Origin of the sequence: uncultured Methylobacterium sp., from assembly GCF_964244095.1 — a bacterium.
Taxonomy (GTDB): Bacteria; Pseudomonadota; Alphaproteobacteria; order Rhizobiales; family Beijerinckiaceae; genus Methylobacterium.
In genome coordinates this window covers 13,692-34,353 of the sequence record NZ_CAXTHR010000020.1, presented here as the reverse complement: position 1 = coordinate 34,353, position 20,662 = coordinate 13,692, and the positions used below count along the sequence as shown (strand labels likewise).

At 71.1% G+C, this 20,662-nt stretch carries 20 protein-coding genes; 11 read left to right on the top strand and 9 right to left on the bottom strand.

Features of this window, described 5'->3' with window-relative positions; all coding sequences use genetic code 11:
- The first annotated feature begins 42 nt into the window (after nucleotides 1-42).
- Nucleotides 43-1,527: a M81 family metallopeptidase gene (locus tag ACFE86_RS05440; RefSeq protein ID WP_375454305.1), complete on the top strand. Its 1,485-nt coding sequence runs from the start codon at nucleotides 43-45 to the stop codon at nucleotides 1,525-1,527.
- Entirely contained in the window at nucleotides 1,524-2,648 is a 1,125-nt protein-coding gene (locus ACFE86_RS05435) for a M20/M25/M40 family metallo-hydrolase (RefSeq protein ID WP_375454304.1), read from the top strand. Before ACFE86_RS05440 ends, ACFE86_RS05435 begins: the two co-directional genes overlap by 4 nt.
- 405 nt (nucleotides 2,649-3,053) lie before the next feature.
- On the opposite strand, the gene ACFE86_RS05430 is transcribed toward ACFE86_RS05435, so the two are convergent.
- Nucleotides 3,054-3,632, bottom strand: a complete 579-nt coding sequence (locus ACFE86_RS05430) for a TetR/AcrR family transcriptional regulator (protein WP_375454303.1) — start codon at nucleotides 3,630-3,632, stop codon at nucleotides 3,054-3,056.
- Between the two features lie 76 nt (nucleotides 3,633-3,708).
- Here ACFE86_RS05430 and ACFE86_RS05425 point away from each other — a divergent pair, with 76 nt between their 5' ends.
- The 3 genes from ACFE86_RS05425 to ACFE86_RS05415 all read left to right on the top strand — a co-directional run bounded on the left by ACFE86_RS05425 (nucleotide 3,709) and on the right by ACFE86_RS05415 (nucleotide 5,892).
- The gene (locus ACFE86_RS05425) at nucleotides 3,709-4,416 is read left to right on the top strand and encodes a glutathione S-transferase family protein (protein WP_375454302.1); all 708 of its coding nucleotides are present in this window, start codon (nucleotides 3,709-3,711) and stop codon (nucleotides 4,414-4,416) included.
- Nucleotides 4,413-5,036: an NAD(P)-dependent oxidoreductase gene (locus tag ACFE86_RS05420; RefSeq protein WP_375454301.1), complete on the top strand. Its 624-nt coding sequence runs from the start codon at nucleotides 4,413-4,415 to the stop codon at nucleotides 5,034-5,036. The genes ACFE86_RS05425 and ACFE86_RS05420 overlap by 4 nt, the downstream gene beginning before the upstream one ends.
- Before the next feature lie 211 nt (nucleotides 5,037-5,247).
- On the top strand, nucleotides 5,248-5,892 hold the full coding sequence (locus ACFE86_RS05415) for a pyridoxamine 5'-phosphate oxidase family protein (RefSeq protein WP_375454300.1): 645 nt from the start codon (nucleotides 5,248-5,250) through the stop codon (nucleotides 5,890-5,892).
- Between the two features lie 150 nt (nucleotides 5,893-6,042).
- Here the strand turns inward: ACFE86_RS05415 and ACFE86_RS05410 are convergent, their stop codons facing one another.
- Together ACFE86_RS05410 and ACFE86_RS05405 are read right to left on the bottom strand one after the other, a co-directional pair.
- Nucleotides 6,043-6,315, bottom strand: coding sequence for a YiaA/YiaB family inner membrane protein (locus ACFE86_RS05410; protein ID WP_375454299.1), 273 nt, complete (start codon nucleotides 6,313-6,315; stop codon nucleotides 6,043-6,045).
- Between the two features lie 42 nt (nucleotides 6,316-6,357).
- Nucleotides 6,358-7,047 (bottom strand): PspA/IM30 family protein, encoded by a 690-nt coding sequence (locus ACFE86_RS05405; protein WP_375454298.1) that lies wholly within the window; start codon nucleotides 7,045-7,047, stop codon nucleotides 6,358-6,360.
- A gap of 194 nt (nucleotides 7,048-7,241) precedes the next feature.
- Between ACFE86_RS05405 and ACFE86_RS05400 the strand changes: the two genes are divergently transcribed.
- The 4 genes from ACFE86_RS05400 (at nucleotide 7,242) to ACFE86_RS05385 (ending at nucleotide 12,717) form a co-directional block, all read left to right on the top strand.
- Complete coding sequence (locus ACFE86_RS05400) at nucleotides 7,242-8,825, top strand: ABC transporter substrate-binding protein (protein WP_375454297.1); 1,584 nt, start codon at nucleotides 7,242-7,244, stop codon at nucleotides 8,823-8,825.
- A 67-nt stretch (nucleotides 8,826-8,892) separates the two neighbouring features.
- Nucleotides 8,893-9,834 (top strand): ABC transporter permease, encoded by a 942-nt coding sequence (locus ACFE86_RS05395; protein WP_375454296.1) that lies wholly within the window; start codon nucleotides 8,893-8,895, stop codon nucleotides 9,832-9,834.
- 433 nt (nucleotides 9,835-10,267) lie between these two features.
- The gene (locus ACFE86_RS05390; RefSeq protein ID WP_375454310.1) at nucleotides 10,268-11,092 is read left to right on the top strand and encodes an ABC transporter permease; all 825 of its coding nucleotides are present in this window, start codon (nucleotides 10,268-10,270) and stop codon (nucleotides 11,090-11,092) included.
- On the top strand, nucleotides 11,089-12,717 hold the full coding sequence (locus ACFE86_RS05385) for an ABC transporter ATP-binding protein (RefSeq protein ID WP_375454295.1): 1,629 nt from the start codon (nucleotides 11,089-11,091) through the stop codon (nucleotides 12,715-12,717). Before ACFE86_RS05390 ends, ACFE86_RS05385 begins: the two co-directional genes overlap by 4 nt.
- 112 nt (nucleotides 12,718-12,829) lie before the next feature.
- Here the strand turns inward: ACFE86_RS05385 and ACFE86_RS05380 are convergent, their stop codons facing one another.
- On the bottom strand, nucleotides 12,830-13,096 hold the full coding sequence (locus ACFE86_RS05380) for a prevent-host-death protein (RefSeq protein WP_375454294.1): 267 nt from the start codon (nucleotides 13,094-13,096) through the stop codon (nucleotides 12,830-12,832).
- Between the two features lie 249 nt (nucleotides 13,097-13,345).
- Here ACFE86_RS05380 and ACFE86_RS05375 point away from each other — a divergent pair, with 249 nt between their 5' ends.
- The gene (locus tag ACFE86_RS05375) at nucleotides 13,346-14,209 is read left to right on the top strand and encodes a class I SAM-dependent methyltransferase (RefSeq protein ID WP_375454293.1); all 864 of its coding nucleotides are present in this window, start codon (nucleotides 13,346-13,348) and stop codon (nucleotides 14,207-14,209) included.
- A gap of 107 nt (nucleotides 14,210-14,316) precedes the next feature.
- On the opposite strand, the gene ACFE86_RS05370 is transcribed toward ACFE86_RS05375, so the two are convergent.
- On the bottom strand, nucleotides 14,317-14,712 hold the full coding sequence (locus ACFE86_RS05370) for a rhodanese-like domain-containing protein (protein WP_375454292.1): 396 nt from the start codon (nucleotides 14,710-14,712) through the stop codon (nucleotides 14,317-14,319).
- A 267-nt stretch (nucleotides 14,713-14,979) separates the two neighbouring features.
- On the bottom strand, nucleotides 14,980-16,809 hold the full coding sequence (locus tag ACFE86_RS05365) for a methyl-accepting chemotaxis protein (protein ID WP_375454291.1): 1,830 nt from the start codon (nucleotides 16,807-16,809) through the stop codon (nucleotides 14,980-14,982).
- 540 nt (nucleotides 16,810-17,349) lie between these two features.
- Between ACFE86_RS05365 and ACFE86_RS05360 the strand changes: the two genes are divergently transcribed.
- Nucleotides 17,350-17,769, top strand: coding sequence for a hypothetical protein (locus ACFE86_RS05360; protein WP_375454290.1), 420 nt, complete (start codon nucleotides 17,350-17,352; stop codon nucleotides 17,767-17,769).
- Nucleotides 17,770-18,141: 372 nt separating this feature from the next.
- Here ACFE86_RS05360 and ACFE86_RS05355 read toward each other — a convergent pair whose 3' ends face one another.
- The 3 genes from ACFE86_RS05355 to ACFE86_RS05345 all read right to left on the bottom strand — a co-directional run bounded on the left by ACFE86_RS05355 (nucleotide 18,142) and on the right by ACFE86_RS05345 (nucleotide 20,577).
- Complete coding sequence (locus ACFE86_RS05355; RefSeq protein WP_375454289.1) at nucleotides 18,142-18,651, bottom strand: OsmC family protein; 510 nt, start codon at nucleotides 18,649-18,651, stop codon at nucleotides 18,142-18,144.
- A 95-nt stretch (nucleotides 18,652-18,746) separates the two neighbouring features.
- Complete coding sequence (locus ACFE86_RS05350; RefSeq protein ID WP_375454288.1) at nucleotides 18,747-19,526, bottom strand: ABC transporter ATP-binding protein; 780 nt, start codon at nucleotides 19,524-19,526, stop codon at nucleotides 18,747-18,749.
- Between the two features lie 163 nt (nucleotides 19,527-19,689).
- Nucleotides 19,690-20,577, bottom strand: a complete 888-nt coding sequence (locus ACFE86_RS05345) for a TIGR01459 family HAD-type hydrolase (protein WP_375454287.1) — start codon at nucleotides 20,575-20,577, stop codon at nucleotides 19,690-19,692.
- Between the last annotated feature and the right edge of the window lie 85 nt (nucleotides 20,578-20,662).

Here is a 20,662-nt window from a genome sequence, read left to right as displayed (position 1 = left end):
ACCGGTTCGGATCGAACCGCCCCCCAGCGACAGGACAACGCTGTGAAGCTCTTCATCGCCGGCCTCGCCACCGAGACGAACACTTTCGCGCCCCTGCCGACCGGGCGCTCGGCCTTCCTGGCCGACTACGCCCGCCGCGACGGCAGCCGCAACCCGCCCACCTTGAGCAACATCGGCCTCAAGGCGTGGCGGGCGATGGCCGAGGCCGACGGGCATGAGGTCGTCGAGAGCCTCTCGACCTTCGCGCAGCCCGGCGGGATCACCCTGCGCGCCGTCTACGAGGAGTTGCGCGACACCCTGCTCGACGATCTCAGGGCGGCGCTGCCGGTCGATGCGGTGCTGCTGTTCATGCACGGCGCGATGGTGGCCGAGGGTTTCGACGATTGCGAGGGCGACACCCTGGCGCGCGTGCGCGCGCTGGTCGGCCCGGAGACGACGGTCGGCGTCGAGCTCGACCTGCACTGCCACCTCACCGAGGCGATGCGCGCGAACGCCGACGTGATCGTGATCTACAAGGAATACCCGCACACCGACATCGTCGCGCGCGCCCACGACCTCTACCCGCTGGTGATCGCGACCGCCGCCGGCGAGATCGCCCCGGTGATGGCGATCCACGATTGCCGCATGATCGACATGTGGCGCACCTCGCGCGCGCCGGTCGCCGCGTTCGTGCGGCGGATGGAGGCTCTGGAGGGCCGCGACGGCATCCTCTCGGTCTCGTTCGCGCACGGCTTTCCGTGGGGGGACGTCGCCGAGGTCGGCGCGCGGATGCTGGTCGTCACGAATGGCGACGCGGCAAAGGCGGCGGCCGTCGCCAAGGACCTCGCCGAGGCGGTCTGGGCGATGCGTGAGGCGGCCACGACCCGCGCCGACACGATCGATGCTGGCATCGACGCCGCGCTTGCCTCCACCGACCCGCGCCCGATGGTGCTGGCCGACATCGCCGACAACGCCGGCGCCGGCGCGCCCTCCGACAACACCGCCGTACTCGCGCGCCTGGCCGCGCGCGGGGTGCGCGACGCGGTGCTCGGCTTGGTCTGGGACCCGGGCGCCGTCGGCATCTGCTGCGAGGCCGGGATCGGCGCGCGCTTCACGCTCCGCGTCGGCGGCAAGTGCGGCGTCACCTCGGGCGATCCGATCGACCTGCCCATCGTCGTGCGCGGGCTCGGCGAGGCGCACGACCAGTCGGGCCTCAGCGGCGGCCGGGCGCTGCTCGGCCCCAGCGCCTGGGTCGAGGCGGACGGGCTCCACGTCGTGCTGACGAGCCTGCGCCAGCAGCCCTTCGCGCCGGACGCCTTCACCGGGCTCGGGCTGACGCTTGCCGACAAGCGCATCGTGGTGGTGAAGTCGATGCAGCATTTTTACGCCGCCTTCGCACCGATCGCGAGCGCGGTCCGCTACGTGTCGGCACCGGGCGCGGTGCCACCCGATTACGGCGCGATCCCCTACACCAAGCGCGATCCGAACTTCTGGCCCCGGGTGGCCGACCCCTTCGCCGACCCGTTCGTGGAGACACCTGCCCGATGACAGCCCCCACCTTCGATGCGGCCGCGATGCTCGCCGGCCTCCGGCCCTGGATCGCATGTGAGAGCCCGACTCACGACGCGGACGCCGTGAACCGGATGATGGGAATCGCCGCCCGCGACCTCGCCATCGCCGGCGCCGCGGTCGAGACCATTCCCGGCCGGATGGGGCTGGGCAACTGCGTGCGGGCGAAGTTCCCGCATCCGCGGCGGGACGAACCCGGCATCCTGGTGCTGGGCCACCTCGACACGGTCCATCCCGTCGGCACGCTCAAGGACCTGCCGTGGCGGGTCGAGGGCGAGCGCGCCTACGGTCCCGGCATCCTCGACATGAAGGCCGGCAACTTCCTGGCGCTCGCCGCGATCAAGGCGCTGATCGCGGCCGGCATCGCGACGCCGCTGCCGGTGACGGTGCTGTTCACCAGCGACGAGGAGGTCGGCAGCCCCGCGACCCGCGACCTGATCGAGGCGGAGGCCGCGCGCCACCGGTATGTCCTCGTCCCCGAGCCGGGCACGCAGGACGGCGGCGTCGTCACCGGCCGCTACGCCATCGCCCGCTTCGACTTGGAGGCGGTCGGCCGGCCGAGCCATGCCGGCTCGACGCTCGCCGAGGGGCGCTCCGCGATCCGCACGATGGCGGCAAAGATCCTGGCGATCGAGGCGATGACGGACGCCGACTGCACCTTCAGCGTCGGCATCGTCGATGGCGGCCGCTGGGTGAACTGCGTGGCCACCACCTGCACCGGTCAGGCGCTGAGCATGGCCAAGCGCCAGGGCGACCTCGACCGCGGCGTCGCGCGAATGCTGGCGCTCGCGGGCGAGGCGGACGGCGTGATGTTTCACGTGAAACGCGGCGTCACGCGGCCCGTCTGGGAGCCGGACGCCGCGACGATGGCGCTCTACGAGACGGCGCGCGGGCTCGCGGACGGCTTCGGCCACGCCCTGCCCCACCGCAGCGCCGGCGGCGGCTCGGACGGCAACTTCACCGGGGCGGCCGGCATCCCGACGCTCGACGGGCTCGGCGCCGTGGGCCGCGGCTACCACACGCTGGACGAGCACATCCTGGTCGCGTCGCTGCCGCAGCGGGCGCGGCTGTTCGCCGGGCTGCTGACGCGGCTGGGTTGATACGGGAGCCGGTCGATGCAGGACCCGTTTTCCCGGACGGGTGAAGCGACAGCGAAACCTGATCCGGGACCCGTCACGGAACGTCGCGAAGCGTCGAAACCCTTTGCACCGATCGGATCGAGCCGCTGACGCGACCCTTCGTTTTGCTCTCGTCCCGGATCACCGTCCGCTGGCCCTCCAGGCGTCCGGGAAAACGGCGCGCGACCGAAGTCTTCGACCGGAAACCGTATGAGGCAATCGGTTAGCCGGCCCGGGCGCGACCGTGCCTGATCTGACGCGTGAGACTGAGCAGAAGAGGCCGCGCGCGGATCTTCGCGGGACGCGCGTCGTGGAACCCGGCCGTTCGCGACCCGAACCCACGAAGGTAAGCGCCGTCCCGCACGCCTCAGACGCCATCTCGCGCGATCATGGGCGCGCGCGAAGCAGCGTCGCCGCCGCGCGCTTGGCCGCCGTCACCGGGTCCGCCACGCCGCCCAGGTACGCCTCGGTGACCGCGCCGTCGAGCAGCAGGACGATCTGGTCGGCGAGTTCGGCGCGGTTCGGGCGGCCTGCGTCGAGCAGGTGGAGGATGTGCTCGCGCAGGCCGCGCTTGTAGGCCTGCACGATCGCGTAGATCGGGCCCGCGGCGTCCGCCGCCTGAAGGCTCGCGTGGATGAAGGGACAGCCGCGATAGTCGGCCTCGCGTTCGCGCCTGTCGAAATGGTCGAAGACGCCCAGGATGGTCTCGTCGTCCGAGAGCCCGGACGTCGCCATCGCGCCGAGCGCCTGGAGGGCCGCAGCCGCCATCTCCTCGTACACCGCCGCGGTCAGCGCGTCCTTTGAGGGGAAGTTGTTGTAGAGCGTCATCCGGGCGACGCCGGCCGCGGCGGTCACGTCGTTGATGCCGACGTTGGACGCGCCGTGGCGCGTGAACAACCGCCGTGCGGTCGCCAGCAGCCGGTCGCGCCCGGCCGACCCGCGCGGCTCACCATCACCTTGCCGCATGTCGCCCCCGGCTTGACGCAGTGCCTCGGAATAGGTAGACCTGTCTACATAATTCGGCAAGGAAGGACCTTCGCCCGTGCCCGAGATCAAGCTTTGGTACTCCCCCGGGGCCTGCTCGCTCGCATCGCATATCCTACTCCATGAACTCGGCGTCCCCTTCGACGCCATCGCGACGTCGGTCGCCAAGGGTGCGAACCTGACGGAGGACTTCGCCCGCCTCAACCCGAAGCGGCGCGTGCCGGTGCTCTCCGTGGACGGCGCGGTGATCACCGAGGTTCCGGCGATCGCCACCGCCATCGCGGACCTGGCCCCGGAGCGGTGCCTGATGGGCCGGACCGCGCTCGACCGGGTACGGGCCTACGAGTGGATGAACTGGCTGTCCGGCACCCTGCACGGCCAGGGTTTCGGCGGATTGTGGCGGCCGCAGCGATTCTCCGACGACCCGGAGGTCTTCGAGAGCATCGAGGCTCGGGCCGGGAAAACCATCGCCGCGTGCTTCGCGGTCATCGAGAGCCGGCTTTCGGGTCCCCACGCGACCGGTGACGGCTTCACCGCGGTCGATCCGTTCCTGCTGGTCTTCTACCGCTGGGGGAACGGCATCGGCCTCGACATGCCGAGAACCTACCCGCGCTACGCGATCTTCGCGCAAGGCCTCGTCCGACGGGACTCGGTCGCGGCCGCGCTCGCCGCGGAAGGGATCGGCGGCCAGTCCCTCACGGATCGGGTGCCCCCGACGGACGGCGCCACGCGCACCGCCCCCTGGAACAAGGAGACCGTAGCGTGAGAATCGCGATCATCGGCGCGACCGGCTTGGTCGGAACCAAGATCCTGTCGGAGAGTCTCGACCGCGGACACGCGGTCACGGCGATCGTCCGAAGCCCGGACAAGCTGCCGACGCGTCCGAGGCTCACGGCGGCGCGGGGCGACGCCACCGATCCCGCGGGGCTCGCCGCGCTGGTCGCCGGACACGACGCGGTGATCAGCGCGTTCAATCCGGGTGCGGACGCGAGCGGCACGGGTGCGCGATCGATCATCGACGCGCTCAAGCGGGCCGGCGTCGCGCGCCTGCTGGTCGTGGGCGGCGCAGGCACGCTCGAGGTGGCGCCGGGCCGCCGTCTGGTCGATCAGCCCGACTTTCCGGCGCAGTGGAAGGGCGGGGCGCTCTGCACCGCGGATTTCCTGGATCGCCTGCGCGGTGAGACCGGCCTCGACTGGGCGTTCGTGAGCCCGGCCGCCCTGCTCGCTCCAGGCGAGCGCACCGGCCATTACCGCGTCGGCGGGGACCGACTCCTGACGGACGCCGACGGCGAGAGCCGCATCTCGCTCGAAGACTACGCGGTCGCCATGCTCGACGAGATCGAACGCCCGCGGCATCATCGCACGCGCTTCTCGGTCGCCTATTGACGCGACGGCTTCGTCAACGCGGTAAATCCAGCGCCCGGTGGAACGCCGCGCAGCGGTTTGGTGAGGGTGTCATCCGGTTGACCGGTTCGGTCGCGCGCCTTCCCCCTCCCGCAGAGGGCAGAGGGAAAGAACGCGCGGGTGACGCGACGCGACGCCCCCGGACCGATCAACCGGAAACTCTGTACGACTCCAACGGATCGAGCAGGTGGCGATGAGCGCATTCTTCGGGCCGACCCACAGGCGTTTCCAGGACGCGCACGGAACGCGCAAGCTGGCGGACCGGCTGGAGGAGCTCGCGCACCCGGCCTTCGAGCCGCAGGAGCGGGACTTCATCCAGGGCGTCGCGATGTTGTTCGTCAGCACCGTGGACGGGCAGGGCCGGCCCACGGTCTCGTACAAGGGCGGCGCGCCCGGGTTCGTCCGCGTCACCGGCCCGAGCGAGCTGGTGTTCCCGAGCTACGACGGCAACGGCATGTTCCTGACGCTCGGAAACATCGCCGCGAGCACCGAGGTCGGCCTGCTCTTCATCGACTTCGAGCGGCCGTACCGCCTGCGCGTCCAGGGTCGCGCCGCGCTCGCGAACGACCCCGCCCTCCTCGGCCTGTATCCGGGGGCGGACCACGTCGTCCGCGTGACGACGAGCCGGATCTTCGTGAATTGCGGCCGCTACATCCACAGGAACGCCGGCTCTACACTCTCGCCCCACGTCCCCGACCCGCGGGGGCGGCAGCCCTTCCCGGCCTGGAAGCGGCTTGATCTCTTCGCGGGCGCGCTGCCGGCGCCCGATGCGCGAAGGGTGGACGAGGCCGGCGGGACGATGCCCATCGAGCGGTATCCCGGCGAAGCCGGCGCCTGAGCAGGCTTTCGTGGCTTGGCCCGGACAAGCCTGCTTCGATCTCTTTGGTGCCGCAGCATTTTTTTCGCGCGAACCGGCGGCGGCTGCGCGCAACCCTCCCCCCGCAACGGGGGAAGGACGCACAACCGAACCGATGAGCCGGCAACCGTATCATTCCTTGCCGACCGACATCAGCAGCCGCTCGGTCTTGGCGTCCTCGATGCGGTTCACCATGCGCCGGCCCTCGTGCACGTCGCGCACGGTCTTGGTCGCGGTGATGCAGGACTGGACGAGCATGACCGTGCCCATGGCGAGGTAGCCCTTGATCCAGATGTCGACCGGCAGGAACAGGATGCCGCAGGCGACCATCGCGGCCGAGCCGAGGAACGCGGCGTAGGTGAAGCCGACCCAGGCGCCGGAATGCTGCGTGGTCTCGTTGGTCATGACGGGTCCTTTCAGGTGAGAAGCGGTAGGGTGCGTGGGGTCTCAGGCGGCGTGCGGCTGGGCGAGGCCGGCCTCGCGGCGCAGCCGGTCGAGCACCGCCCCGCCGCTCGGGCGCGTGCTCGGGCCGAAGCCTTCGCGCTCCAGGCGCTCGGCGATGTCGAGGCCGGGCGTCGCCTCGTCCAGGGCGGCCTCCGTGTCGGCGGCCTCCGCGTGCAGGGCGCGCAGGCGCGCCAGGGTGGCCTCGGCCTCGCGCAGGCTCGCCGTCGCGCACGGGGCGGTGCGAGCGCCGAGGCGGCGCGCGGCTTCCGTCGCGGCCGCGATCCGGCGCCCGCGTTCCAGCTCCGCCTGCCGCCGCGTCGCGTCGGCGACGACGCTGCGGATGCGCGCGACCTCCGCCGCAAAGCGTGCGCGGGCCGCGCGCACCGCATCGCGCTCGGCCTCCAGCTCGGCGATCGCCTCGGCGGCTTCGCCTGCGAGATCCTCCCGCCCGGCCCTGAGCGCGGCGACCGCGCGCGCCGCGAGGTCCTGCGCCCGGGCTTCGAGCGCATCGATCCGGCGCGCCTCGGCCCGGTCGCCGGCAATCGCCGCGGCGAGCGCCCGGCGGCTGCGCTCCAGCGCCGCCTGCGTCTCGCGGATCTGCTGATCGAGGATCAGCAGGGCGTTGCGATCGAACAGGTCCTCGCCCGCGCGGGCGGCGGCCCCCCGGGCCAGGATGCGAAACACGTCGAGCATGCGCTGTCTCCCACGGCATGAATGTCGTCCACGGATCAAGGCTCCCACGGGTTTGAACGACGTTCAAGTGCGATTTTGCACGTCGTGCAAATAACGGCGGCGGGTCGCACGGACGCGGACCGGGCGTGACGCGCGGCCCGCATCGTGCATTCATCCGACCGCGACGGCCGCGACGCGGCGCAGGGGACCGCATGATGCGCAAGGGATTGGGCTACGGATGGTCGGCGGCGCTCGCCCTGCTGGCGGCGGCGGGCGGCACGGAGGCGGCGCTGGCGCAGGCCAAGCCCGTGACGATCCGCGCGGTGATGCATTCGGGCCTGCGCATCACCGACCCGATCATCACCACCGCCTACATCGCGCGCAACCACGGCTACATGATCTACGACACGCTGTTCTCCACCGATGCGAGCTTCAAGGTCCAGCCGCAGATGGTGCAGGATTACAAGGTCAGCGACGACACGCTCACCTACACCTTCACGCTCCGCGACGGCCTCAAGTTCCACGACGGCGCGCCCGTCACCTCCGAGGATTGCATCGCGTCGATCCGGCGCTGGGGCCAGCGCGACGGCATGGGTCAGAAGCTCATGCAGTACACCGCCTCCCTGGACGCGGTGGACGACAGGACGTTCAAGCTGGTGCTGAAGCAGCCCTACGGCCTCGTGCTGTCCTCGCTCGGCAAGCCGTCCTCGAACGTGCCGTTCATGATGCCCAGGCGCATCGCCGAGACCCCGGCCGACCGCAACGTGCCGGAGGAGATCGGCTCCGGGCCGTTCCGGTTCGTCAAGGCCGAGTTCCAGCCCGGGCTGAAGGTCGTCTACGAGAAGAACGCCGACTACGTGCCGCGCAAGGAGCCGCCGAGCTGGACCTCGGGGGCTAAGGTCGTGAAGGTCGATCGCGTCGAGTGGATCAACATTCCCGACTATCAGACCGCGGTGAACGCGCTGATCAACGGCGAGATCGACTACGTCGAGCAGCCGCCGCACGACTTCCTGGCCGTGCTCAAGCGCAGCCCCGGCATCCAGATCTTCGACTACAACCCGCTCGGCATGTCGGGCATGCTGCGGATGAACTGGCTCAACCCGCCCTTCGACAACGAGAAGGTGCGCGAGGCGGCGCTGCTGGCGCTGAACCAGACCGACTACCTCGACGCGCAGATCGGCGACCCGGACTACGAGGTGCCGTGCCTCGCGCTGTTCGTGTGCAAGACCCCGAACGCCACCGAGGCCGGCGCGCCCAAGCTCGACCTCGCCCGCGCCAAGCAGCTCCTCAAGGAGGGCGGCTACGACGGCAAGCCGATCGTGATGATGCAGCCGACCGATCTGGCCATCGTCGCGCCGCTCGGCCCCGTGGCGGCGCAGGCCCTGCGCAAGATCGGCATGGTGATCGACCTGCAATCGATGGACTGGCAGACGCTCGTCGGGCGCCGCGCCAAGCAGGACCCGGTCGCGCAGGGCGGCTGGAACATCTTCCACACCACCTGGGTCAACGCCGACATGATGAACCCCGTCGCCAACGTCGGCGTCAACGGCAAGGGCAAGGTCGGCGGCTGGTTCGGCTGGGCCAAGGACGAGGAGGTCGAGCGGATGCGCGACGCCTACGCCCTGGAGACCGACCCGGCAAAACAGACCGAGATCGCCAAGGCGGTGCAGGAGCGCGCCTACAAGATCGGGATGTACTACCCGACCGGCCAGTACCGCTCGCCGCTGGCGGCCAGCCCCAAGCTCTCGGGGATGCTGGAGGCACCCGCGCCGGTGTTCTGGAACATCGAGAAGAAGTAGCTTCCATCCCTCCCCGCTAAAGGGCGAGGGAAGACCCGCGCTTCGCCCCGACAACGCGGAGACCCACATGGGACGCTTCCTCGCCGGCCGGCTCGCCGCCACGCTCCCCGTGATGGGCGTCGTCGCGGTGATCGTGTTCCTGCTGCTGCGGCTGGCACCGGGCGACCCCGCCGCGATCCTGGCGGGCGATGCCGCGAGCCCGGAGCAGATCGCGCAGATCCGCGCGCGGCTCGGCCTCGACCAGCCGATGCTGGAGCAGTTCGGCACCTGGATCTGGCGGCTGGCGCACGGCGATCTCGGCACCTCGATCATCTCGAACAAGCCGGTCGCCGCCCTCATCCTCGACCGGATCGAGCCGACGCTGGCCCTGGCCGTCACCACCATCCTGTTCGCGGTGCTGGTCGCGGTGCCGCTCGGGGTGCTCGCCGCGTGGCGGCACGACACCTGGATCGACCGCGCGGTGATGGCGCTGTCGGTGGCCGGCTTCTCGGTGCCGGTCTTCGTGCTCGGCTACCTGCTGATCTTCGGCTTCGCGATGAACCTGCGGCTGCTGCCCGTCCAGGGCTACGTCTCGATCAGCGAGGGGCTGTGGCCGTTCCTGACGCGGCTGATCCTGCCGACGCTGACGCTCTCGGTGATCTACATCGCGCTCATCGCGCGCACGACGCGCTCCAGCGTGCTGGAGGTCCTGGGCGAGGACTACATCCGCACCGCCCGCGCCAAGGGCGTCACCGAGGCGCGCGTGCTGCGCCGGCACGCGCTGCGCAACGCGGCGATCCCGGTGATCTCGGTGATCGGGCTCGGCATCGCGCTCCTCATCAGCGGCGTGGTGGTGACGGAGAGCGTGTTCAACCTGCCCGGCCTCGGGCGGCTCACCGTCGATGCGGTGCTGGCGCGCGACTATCCGGTGATCCAGGGCGTGATCCTGCTGTTCTCCGCGCTCTACGTCTTGATCAACCTCTCCATCGACCTGTCCTACCTGCTGTTCGACCCGAGGATTCGGTATTGATGGGCAGGAACACGAACGGCACCCCGACCCTCACCCGCACGGGCTTGCGGATTCACACATCCATGCGCTTGCCACGTCGATGGCCGCGCATCACCTCGCCCCGCTTGCGGGGAGAGGGCCGCGACGACCCCGTCGTCGTCGCGGCGAGGCGGCAGCCGAGGGTGAGGGGGCGACACCGGATGCGCCCCGTCCTAGATCGCCCCCTCACCGTCGCTCCGGCTTCGCCTCCGCTTCCCGGCTGCACGACGGGGTGCAGCCGGGCCTCTCCCCGCGTGCGGGGAGAGGGGACCCGCGCTGCGGCCGGGCACGTTTCGGGGCGTCTGCCGCGAGACCCGCCATGAGCACCCTCGACGAGACGGCGCCGTCCGCGGAGGCGGGGACCGCGTCGGCCGGGCAGCCGGCACCGAGGGCGTCGCGCGCCGCCCTCCCACCGATGCTGCGTCATCCCGGCGTGCTCGCGGGCCTCGCGGTGCTGCTCGCGGTCGGCCTCGCGGCGCTCGCCGCCCCCTGGCTCTGGACCGGCGACCCGATCCTGCTGCGGCCGCGGCTGCGCCTGCGCCCGCCCTCGGAGGCCGCGTGGCTCGGCACCGACGCCTTCGGCCGCGATGTGTGGAGCCGGGTGGTCTACGGCGGCCGCGTGTCGCTCAGCATAGGCCTCGCGGTGGCCGCCGTGTCGGTGCTGATCGGGCTGACCATCGGCCTCGTCGCCGGCTACGTCCGCTGGCTCGACGCGGTGGTGATGCGGGTCATGGACGGGGTGATGGCCATCCCCTCGATCCTGCTCGCGATCGCCCTCGTCACGCTGTCGGGGGCCGGGGTCGGCACGGTGATCGTGGCGATCAGCATCCCCGAGATCCCCCGCGTCGCCCGGCTGGTGCGCGGCGTCGTGCTCTCGGTGCGCAGCGAGCCCTACGTCGAGGCGGCGATCGGCGCCGGCACGCGGCTGCCCAAGCTCCTGCTGCGGCACGTGCTGCCCAACACCATCGCGCCGCTGATCGTGCAGGGCACCTACGTCGCGGCCTCGGCGATCCTCACGGAGGCGATCCTGAGCTTCCTCGGCGCCGGCATCCCCACTGAGGTGCCGAGCTGGGGCAACATCATGGCCGAGGGGCGCAGCAGCTTCCAGATCGCGCCGTGGGTGATCCTGTTCCCGGGGTTGTGCGTCGCCGCCACCGTGCTCGCGGTCAACGTCGTCGGCGACGGCCTGCGCGACGCGCTCGACCCGCGCACCGCCCGCAGTTTTGGGGGCGGCCGATGAGCGAGCCGGTGCTCCGTATCGAAAACCTTTCGGTGGCGCTGCCCGGCGGGGGCGACCGCGCCTTCGCGATCGAGTCTTTAAGCCTCACCGTCCAACCGGGCGAGATCGTCTGCGTCGTCGGCGAATCGGGTTCGGGCAAGTCGGTGACGGCGAGCGCCGTGATGGGGTTGCTGCCGAGCATCCTGAAGCCGTCCGCGGGACAAATCCTGCTGGCGGGCGAGGATCTGCTCAAGGTCGGCGCGGCGCGGCTCCGGCGCCTGCGCGGCAGCCGCATGGCGATGGTGTTCCAGGAGCCGATGACGGCGCTGAACCCGGTGCTCACCGTCGGCGACCAGCTCGCCGAGATGCTGGAGGCGCATTCCGAAAAACTGGCGCGCCACGCCCGGCGCGAGCGGGTGCAGGCGCTGCTCGCCGACGTGCACCTGCCGAACCCGGACACGCTGGCAAAAGCCTACCCGCACCAGCTCTCCGGCGGCCAGCGCCAGCGGGTGATGATCGCGATGGCGCTCGCCAACGATCCCGCGCTGCTCATCGCCGACGAGCCGACGACGGCGCTGGACGTGACCACCCAGGCGCAGATCCTGAAGCTGATGCGCGAACTGCAGCGGCGGCGGAACACCGGCATCCTGTTCATCACCCACGATTTCGGCGTCGTCTCCGAGATCGCCGACCGGGTGGTGGTGATGCAGCGCGGCCGCGTCGTGGAGGAGGGCGCGGCCGACGCCGTGCTCACAAGGCCGCAGCACCCCTACACCCGCATGCTGATCGCCGCGGTGCCCCGCGCCGAGCCGGGCCCGCCGCGGCCCCGCCCCGCCGCCACGGCGCCGGTTCTGGCGGTGCGCGACCTGACCAAGACCTACGGCGGGCGCGGGCTGTTCGGAGCCGGGCGTTCGGTCCACGCGCTCGACGGCGTCAGCCTCGCGCTCCAGCCCGGCGAGACGCTGGGGATCGTCGGCGAATCGGGCTCGGGCAAGTCGACGCTCGCCCGCTGCATCGCCCGCTTCGTCGATCCCACCGCCGGCCACGTCCGGCTTTCGGGTGAGGACATCGCGCGCCTGCCGCACCGCGCGCTGCACCCCCATCGCCGCCGCATCCAGGTGATCTTCCAGGATCCCTACCGCTCGCTCAACCCGCGCCGCACCGTCGGCCAGTCCATCGTCGAGGGGCCGATGAACTACGGGCTCGCGCGTGACGCGGCCCTGGCGCGGGCGAGGCGGCTCATCGACCTCGTGGGGCTCGATGCGGGCGCGCTCGCCCGCTACCCGCACGAATTCTCTGGTGGCCAGCGCCAGCGCATCGCCATCGCCCGCGCGCTCGCGATGGAGCCGGACCTGCTCATCGCCGACGAGGCGGTCTCGGCGCTCGACGTCTCGGTGCAGCGGCAGGTGCTGGAACTGCTCGAAGAAATCCGCGCGCGCCTGAACCTCGCGATCCTGTTCATCACCCACGACCTGCGCGTGGCCGCCCGCCTGTGCGACCGGCTGATCGTGATGCTGAACGGGCGGATCGTCGAGGAGGGCGCGACCGCGACGCTGTTCGCGGCGCCGAAGCACGACTACACGCGGGCGCTGTTTGCCGCCGCGCCGAAGCTCAGGGCTGCGGCGGCGCTCGACGTGGCGTCCTGATACGGTTTCCAGTTGAATGCTTCGGTCGATGCAGGGCCCGTTTTCCCGGACGGGTGGAGCGACAGCGGAACCCGATCCGGGACCCGGCACGAGACGTCGCGAAGCGTCGAACTCAGCCTTCCATCGCCGCAAGCACGTCCGGCGGGAGCGCGTCGAAATCGTCCACCATGCGAATCTTGCCGCGCAGAGCCCCGGGCTGACGGCAAGATCGGATCGACGGCGATGGCGGATGAATCTCGGCCAGCACCTCACCGCGTGACGTGACCGGACACGAGCTGCCGTGCCGGGCTTGCCGCAGGAAGCCGGTCAGGTTCGCGCGGAACGCGCGCACGCCGAGCCGCCGGGGTGTCGCAGTTTCGTCCCGGTCCGGCTCAGCCATGACGACGCTCCTCCATGCGTACTCAACGTGTGTGCGCAAATTCCCGATTATCGTCTATCCCTGACCGGGGACCGTCCTCGGCCCTTACCTGCCCGGTCCCGCCGAGAGATGCCGGGTCGATCGGCGGGGTCGGGCCGGACGCGACCGGGCGCCCGATTCGGATGATCGGGTTCGCCGCAGACGCCGGCTCCGCCCGCGTGCATGATGCGGCGCGGGCGCGGATCGGTTGCCGCACGGGGGAGCAGGGCGATGACGCAAGCCACGATGACCCAGGCCGAGTACTGGAACGGCGAGGTCGGCCAGCGCTGGGCCCGCAGCCAGGCGGTGCTCGACGCGGTGTTCGCCCCGCTCACCGAGGCGCTGTTTGCCGGCGCCGCCCTGCCGCCGGGCGCCGCGATCCTCGACATCGGCTGCGGCGCGGGGGCGACCGCGCTGGTCGCCGCGCGGGCCGCCGGGACGGGGGGCCGGGTGCTCGCCGCCGACCTCTCGGGGCCGCTGCTGGAGGTCGCCCGCGGGCGCGCCGTGCAGGCGGGCGACGCGCCTGTCGCCTGGGTCGAGGCGGATGCGGAGACCCAAGATTTCGGCGCGGCCGCGTTCGACCACGCGATCTCGCGCTTCGGCGTGATGTTCTTCTCCGACTCGCGCGCCGCCTTCGCCAACATCCGCCGATCGCTGAAGCCCGGCGGCCGCCTGACCTTCCTGTGCTGGCGGGCGATGGCGGACAACCCCTGGGTCACCGTGCCCCGCGCCGCGGTGCTGCCGCTCGTGCCCGATGCGGCGCCGCCGGATGTCGAGGGGCCGGGCCCGTTCCGCTTCGCCGACCCCGAAGGGCTGTCCCGGCTGCTCCGCGCGGCGGGCTTCGACGAGGTCGCCTGCGCGCCGGTGGCGCGCGACCTCTTGCTCGGGCAGGCCGACGACGGTTCGGCCCGCACGGCGGCGGGGGCGGCCGCCGCGGTCGTGGTCGAACTCGGCCCGGTCTCGCGGCTGCTGCGCGACCGCGAGCCGCCCGTGCGGCAGGCGGCCCTGGAGGCGGTGACGGAGGCCTTCCTGCCGCACGCACGGGACGGTGCCGTGCGGCTGGAGGCCGGGTGCTGGCTGGTCTCGGCGGGGTGAGCGGGCTCGCACCGAAGAAAGCCCGGTCTGCGCGCTCTCCCCCCTCTACGCGGGGGGAGAGGGAAGACACACGTCGCGGTCCATCACCACCGCAGGGACGGCCGCGATCAATGCTTGACGACGGGCAGGCCCTTCTTGACCCAGTCATCCATCCCCAGGGCGTAGTAGCTCACCTTGGAGTAGCCCCAGCCCGTCGCCATCTTCACGGCGTTGGCGGCGCGACCGCATTTGAGGCCGTTGCAGTAGAACAGCAGCGCCGTCGCCTTCGTCGGCACGCTCTTGGCCAGAGTCTCCGCGGACATCTCCGTGTCGATCAGGCGTGTGGCCCCTTCGATGGCGCCGGCGTTGAAGTCCTCGATCTTGCGGTTGTCCAGGATCACCAGCTCGGGCTCGGCCGAGATCAATCCGATCACGCCATCGGCATCGACCGTCCGCGCGCCATCGATCGTCAGGGGGGCGTCGCCGGCATAGGCAGGCGAGAACAACAAGCTCATACCGAGCATGAGAACAGCGGAAGCGCGCATAAGTCTGAAACCTTCTTGCGGATGAGGCGGTTGCACGATGCAATCTCTATTACAGATCTGAAATTTCGATGTACGGACCATCGCGAGCATTCGCCATGACCCCGGCATCGCGGAAGATGCTTTCCCTATCGTTCGCTCGCATCGTCTTCCCGCCAGCCGGCATCCACCGCGCTGGAAAATGCTCTAAGTCCTTGTGTGGTCGCATCGTCTTCCCGCGAGCCGGCATCCACCGCGCTGGAAAATGCTCTAGGCCGCGAGTTCGGAGATGAAGGTCTCCACGTTGCCCTTCACCTCGGAGAGCCGCTCCGCGAGGGCGGCCAGGGACGCTCCGATGTCGGTGGCGCTCGCGTCGGTCTCTTCCGCGACGGTGCGGACGGTCTTCAGTTCGGAGGCCGAGGTGCGCGTGGCCGTCTCCACGCCGCCGATGTTGTCGGTGATGGCGACCGTCGCCGTGGATTGACGCTGGATCGCCTCGTCGATCGCCGACAGCCGCTCGTCCAGCGCCTTGATCAGGTCGACGATGGAGGAGACGCTGCCCTGCACCCGGTCGGCCTCCTCCTGGATGGCTTCGAGCCTGACGGCGACTTCGCCGGTCGCCTTGGCGGTCTGGGTCGCCAGCGCCTTGACCTCGGATGCGACGACCGCGAAGCCGCGGCCGGCCGCCCCGGCCCGGGCGGCCTCGATCGTGGCGTTGAGCGCGAGCAGGTTGATCTGGCCGGTGATGCCCTGGATCATCTCGGTCACGCCGCCGATCTCCTGGGAGGCGCGTGCCAGGCGCGCGACCGTCTCACCGGTCTCGCCCGCCTGTCCGACGGCCTTGGCCGTCATCGCGGCCGCATCGCCGGTCCGCGCCGAGATCTGGTCGATCGCCCTGCGCATGTCCGCGCACGCGTCCGAGGCGAGCGTGACCCGGTCGCTCGTGTCGCCCGACTGCCGTTCCACGGCACGGACCTGCTGAGCCGACGCCTGCGCGAGGTCGGCGAGACGCTTCGATGTCGTCGCGAGGCCGGTCGAGATCGAGATCGTCTCCGACATCACGCCCGCGACGCGCGTGTCGAGGGCCTGGGCCAGGCGGGCGCGCTGCGAGTGGCGGGCGTCCTCGATCGCCGCCTGCGCGGTGCGGCTCTCCTGCGCACGGTCGGCGGCCACGGCCGCCTCACGCAGAGCCTGGGCCTGGGCCTCGACCTGCGCGGCCTCCTCGCGCCTGCGGACCTGGCGCAGGAAGAACCAGACGGCGAGGAGGGAGACCAGCGACACGCCACCGGAAAACACGATCAACGCGGCAAAGGACGTGTTGCGGGTCCGCGCCAGGCCGGCCAGCAGGTCGGAGGCGTCCGCACGCATGCGCAGGACGGCGAGCGCCTCCCCGTCCGGTCCCTTGATGCGCAGGCTCGTGGCGCGGATGCCGGGGGAGGGCTGCAGGCGGATGTTCTCCGGGGCGAACAGGACTTCGCCGGCGGCATCCACGATCTCGATCTCCGCCCCGAGTTGGAGATCGAGGTTGCGCAGGACCGGCAGCGGATCGACCTGGAGCACCACGTAACCGGTGATCCGAAGGCCGCCGACGGGGGCGATCACGCTGAGATGCGGGCGTCCCGCGTCGAGGTCGGCCACCTGCGCCAAGCGCAGGCGATCCGTGTTCTTGCGCTCGCGCACGAGCAGCGCCGCCTTCTCGGAGAGCGCGACCGGCTTGTCCGACTTGCGGCTCGAGCCGACCAGCGCACCGTTCGGATCGAGGACGGCGATCTGCACGGCCGTGACGTTGCCGCTGGAGATGGCCCCGCGACGGAACTCGTCGGCCAGGATCGCCGACACCGCCGCGGCGTCCCGCGCCAACGTCGCCTTGCGCAGGGGCTCGCCCTGCGCGATCTGCATCGCGACGTCGCCGACCTGGGCGAAATGCGCTTCCCACAGGCGGCTCGCCACGGAGGCATCGACGAGGGACTGGTTCTGCGCCGTCTCGCTCATGAAGAACAGCGCCTCGTATTGCTGCGTCATCCACCATCCCACGCCGGAGGTGACGCCGAGGATGGACAGGTTGGCCGTCACGAGCAGCAGCAGCAGGCGGTGACGCATGACGGGAGGAAACTCTGATGGAGCGGGGTTTTGGGAAGGTAGAGACCCTCGCCTTCGTCGCGGATACGTGTGGGGCGGCAGCTTGATTTTTCGTTAAAACCGGTGACCCGCGAGAGCAGTGGCAAAACACCTCATTTTACTCTTAACGTATGATATTATTTAGATCGCGATGCTTTCGACACGCTGGAGCCAGAACCGTCGGGACGAACGATACTCGACATAGCAGGCTGGAACTTTATCGCCGAGGTCCTCGATGGATCTCCCATCGTCCCCCGCTCGATCCTGGGCGGTGATCCGCCGCGCAAGCCGTGAGGGGTGTCGGCCCGGACGGAGCGCGGGTTCGCGGGGTGTCGCGGCGCAGGACCCGGTCGCGCGCGGAGCGGCCGGGTGAGGGTTACGTGCGCCGATAGTCGGCGCCTATACCGGCGATAGATAAATCCTCATTCCGCATCGGCGGCGTTTCGTCGATACAGGCCTCACCGGAGGCGGCACGGGCCGCCGGGAAAGCCGGTCCCTGAAGGAATAAGGTTCATGGTTACGTTGAAAAAGCTGATCCTGGTCGCCGCCGCCATCGGCGGCGCGTCGATCATGGCGACGTCTGCCAGCGCGGAGGCTCAATGTGGTGATGTGTCGAATGCGGCCACTAAGTACAAGCTGAACGTAAAGAATGAGTCCCAGGACCCAATCTGGTATACTATATATAAGACCAAGGAAAGGGACTATAAGTCGAACTGGGGCTGCGTCATGCCCGGTCAGATCGCGCAGCACCACCCATACGACTGCGGCGGCAGCGGGTACTGGGTCCTGGGAGAACAGAAGAGGGGCTCGAATTGCAACGGCAGCAACGTCTCCGAACCGATGTACAATTTGAAGCTTCCCCCCAACGATCGTGGTATGATCATCTTCAAGAACAATTCGCGGGGTGAGAGAATCTGGGCCGACACCTCGAAGTACCGGTAGCTCGAACTGACGGGTGCGGCGGGGGTTAAGGACCTTCCGCCGTCCTAGAGCATCTTCCAGCGAGGTGGATGCCGGCTCGCGTGAGGACAATGCGACCGCATAAGGCGTTGGAGCGTTTTCCGTGATCCGGAGATCATGGAAAACGCTCCAGGGCGCACGCGGACGACGTGGATGCCGGTTCGTCGCGAACGTGCGCGTCAAAACGAGGCGCCGGAGCCGTGACCCGACCCGGCGCGGTCGGCTCACGGCTCCCGTGGGCATGACCCGCGAGGCTTCGGACGCGCCTTCCATCCGCGCCATCGGACGATCCCGAAGGCGGAGATCGGCTCGTGACGCCGTCTCGCGGCTCGGATGATCCCGGGCCGCCCCGCCCTATCCGCGGGCGGCGGCCACGCTCAGCACCGGCTTGTGGTTGAGGGTCTGGAACACGACGCAGTAGCGCTCCGTCAGCTTGAGGAGCTGGTCGAGCTTGTCCTGCGGCGCGTCGGTGTCGAGGGCGAACGCCAGCCGGATCGCGCGGAAGCCCACCGGCGCGCCCTTGTCGACGCCCAGCGTCCCGCGAAAATCGAGGTCGCCCTCGGCGCTGACGGTGCCGGCGCGCAGCGGGATCTCCAGGGCGGTGGCCACCGCCTTCAGGGTGACGCCGGCGCAGGCGACGAGCGCCTCGAGCAGCATGTCGCCCGAGCACAGCTCGGCGCCCGAGCCGCCGGTGGCCGGGTGCAGGCCGGCGACCGCCAGCGCGCGGCCGGTCTCGACCTTGCAGGCGATGCCCGCGCCGTCGAGCGAGCCCCTGGCCGTGAGGGTGATCACGGCGTCGTCGGGGGTGGCGCGGTACCGGTCCTTCAGGGGCGCCTGAAGCGCGCGCAGGGTCGTGGCGTCCATGGGGGCGTCTTCCGTTGTCGCAGTCGCGTTCGTCGGTGCCGGTTAGCGGGAACCGGGCGGCGGCTCAAGCGGCCGGTTCCGGGACAACCTGATGCTCACCACCAGTTCGCGTCGGGCGCCGCGGCCCGGCCCTCGGCCGGCACGGGGCGGAGCGAGCGGTCGAGCGCCGCGAGGATGGCGCGCGCCGCGGCCTCGCTCCGCGGCGCAGCGGGGTCGCGCGGGCGCGGGGCGGCGAGCAGCACGGTCTCGTCGAGGCGGCCGGGCTTCGGGCGCATCACCACCGCCCGGTCGGCGAGCGCCACCGCCTCGCCGACGTCGTGGGTGACGATCAGGACGGTCGGGCGCGTCTCGGCCCAGAGCGCGAGCAGGTGGCTGTGCAGATCCTTGCGGGTGAAGGCGTCGAGGGCCGAGAACGGCTCGTCGAGCAGCAGCACCCGCGGGCTAGCCACGAACGCGCGGGCGATCGCGACCCGCTGCTGCTGCCCGCCCGAGAGGTCGCGCGGCCAGCGGCCCGCGTGCTCGGCCAGGCCCACCCGCTCCAGCGCATGCGCGACGCGGGCGCGGCGCTCGGGCCGCGCCACGGCGCCGAGGCCGAAGCCGACATTGTCGGCGACGGTGAGCCACGGCAGCAGGCGCGGCTCCTGGAACACCAGCCCGACGCCGGGATGGGGCGCCGTGATCGCCTCGCCGTCGAGGGCGATGCTGCCGGCGCTCGCCCGGTCGAGGCCGGCGACCAGCCGCAGCAGGGTGGTCTTGCCGCAGCCCGAGCCGCCGATCAGCGCGACGATCTCCCCGCCCGCGACCGCGAGGTCGATGCCGGCCAGCGCCCGCGTGCCGTCGGCATAGGTCTTGGACAGGTTCTGGATGTCGAGCACGTCTGCGGGTCCGGGGCGGTGCCGCGCGCGGGTCACCGGTCGCGGGCATGCCACAGGCACGCGCGCGGCGCCAATGCTGCCGTCGCGCGCCCTCGCCCGCTCGCTGCCGGGCGCTCCGCGGGCCGTCCTGCGCCGCCGGGGCGAGGCCGCGCCCCGGGCCGCGCTACCAGGCCAGCCGCTCGATCACCGCGTCCGGCTGCACGGCCTGGCGCCCCAGCCACGCGGCGGCGTCGCCGAGGCGATGGTGCTCGGCCGTGAGCCCGAGATCCGCGGCGTGGATGCCGCGGGCCACGAGCAGGCTCGGGATGCCGAAGGTCCTGGCGCCGGCGATGTCGGTGCGCAGCGCGTCGCCCACCGCCAGCACGCGGCCGAGCTCCGGCGCCGGGCCGCCGTCGAGGGCGGCCGCCAGCGCGAGCGCCGCCGCGTAGATTGGGCGATGGGGCTTGCCCGCGTAGGTCACCGCACCGCCGATCCCGGCATAGGCGGCCGCGATCAGGCCGGCGCAGGGGATCAGCAGGCCGTCGCGCTCGACCACGAGGTCGGGATTGGCGCAGATCATCGGCACGTCGCGGGCCCTCAGCGCGGCCAGCGTGCCGCTGTAGTCGTCGGCGGTCTCGGTGGCGTCGTCGAACAGGCCGGTGCAGACCACGAGGTCGGCGGCCTCCGCCGCGACCAGCGCCACGTCGAGGCCCGCGAAGATCGGCGCGTCCCGGGCGGGCCCGAGGTGGTGAATGCGGGCGCCCGCGCGCGCGGCGATCAGCCCGCGGGTGAGGTCGCCCGAGGTGAGGATCGCGTCGTAGGCCGCCCGCGGCACGCCGTACCCGTCGAGGATCGCCCGCACGCCGTCCCACGGCCGGGGCGCGTTGGAGACCAGCACCACCCGGCGCGGACGCGGACCGGCCAGCCCGCGGAACGCCATCAGCGCCGCGCCGGCGCCGGCGTGGGCGCGGGTGCCGTCGTGCAGCACGCCCCAGACGTCGCACAGGATCAGGTCGTAAGCGCCGGCGATGCCACCGAGGCCGGACAGCGTCGGGATCGGGTCTGCCGCCATGGTCCTGCCTTCGGGAAGAGGTCGCCTTCGGGAAGAGGTCGCCTTCGGGAAGAGGTCGCCTTCGGGAGGGAGCTGCCTTCAGGAA

What these genes read in the sequence shown, in the direction of transcription:
- ACFE86_RS05375 (WP_375454293.1), top strand. Translation starts at nt 13,346, where the DNA reads ATGACGCAAGCCACGATGACCCAGGCCGAGTACTGGAACGGCGAGGTC.
- ACFE86_RS05390 (WP_375454310.1), top strand. Translation starts at nt 10,268, where the DNA reads ATGCTGCGTCATCCCGGCGTGCTCGCGGGCCTCGCGGTGCTGCTCGCG.
- ACFE86_RS05430 (WP_375454303.1), bottom strand. Translation starts at nt 3,632, where the DNA reads ATGCGGCAAGGTGATGGTGAGCCGCGCGGGTCGGCCGGGCGCGACCGG.
- ACFE86_RS05415 (WP_375454300.1), top strand. Translation starts at nt 5,248, where the DNA reads ATGAGCGCATTCTTCGGGCCGACCCACAGGCGTTTCCAGGACGCGCAC.
- ACFE86_RS05380 (WP_375454294.1), bottom strand. Translation starts at nt 13,096, where the DNA reads ATGGCTGAGCCGGACCGGGACGAAACTGCGACACCCCGGCGGCTCGGC.
- ACFE86_RS05400 (WP_375454297.1), top strand. Translation starts at nt 7,242, where the DNA reads ATGCGCAAGGGATTGGGCTACGGATGGTCGGCGGCGCTCGCCCTGCTG.
- ACFE86_RS05410 (WP_375454299.1), bottom strand. Translation starts at nt 6,315, where the DNA reads ATGACCAACGAGACCACGCAGCATTCCGGCGCCTGGGTCGGCTTCACC.
- ACFE86_RS05345 (WP_375454287.1), bottom strand. Translation starts at nt 20,577, where the DNA reads ATGGCGGCAGACCCGATCCCGACGCTGTCCGGCCTCGGTGGCATCGCC.
- ACFE86_RS05365 (WP_375454291.1), bottom strand. Translation starts at nt 16,809, where the DNA reads ATGCGTCACCGCCTGCTGCTGCTGCTCGTGACGGCCAACCTGTCCATC.
- ACFE86_RS05395 (WP_375454296.1), top strand. Translation starts at nt 8,893, where the DNA reads ATGGGACGCTTCCTCGCCGGCCGGCTCGCCGCCACGCTCCCCGTGATG.
- ACFE86_RS05435 (WP_375454304.1), top strand. Translation starts at nt 1,524, where the DNA reads ATGACAGCCCCCACCTTCGATGCGGCCGCGATGCTCGCCGGCCTCCGG.
- ACFE86_RS05385 (WP_375454295.1), top strand. Translation starts at nt 11,089, where the DNA reads ATGAGCGAGCCGGTGCTCCGTATCGAAAACCTTTCGGTGGCGCTGCCC.
- ACFE86_RS05405 (WP_375454298.1), bottom strand. Translation starts at nt 7,047, where the DNA reads ATGCTCGACGTGTTTCGCATCCTGGCCCGGGGGGCCGCCGCCCGCGCG.
- ACFE86_RS05355 (WP_375454289.1), bottom strand. Translation starts at nt 18,651, where the DNA reads ATGGACGCCACGACCCTGCGCGCGCTTCAGGCGCCCCTGAAGGACCGG.
- ACFE86_RS05370 (WP_375454292.1), bottom strand. Translation starts at nt 14,712, where the DNA reads ATGCTCGGTATGAGCTTGTTGTTCTCGCCTGCCTATGCCGGCGACGCC.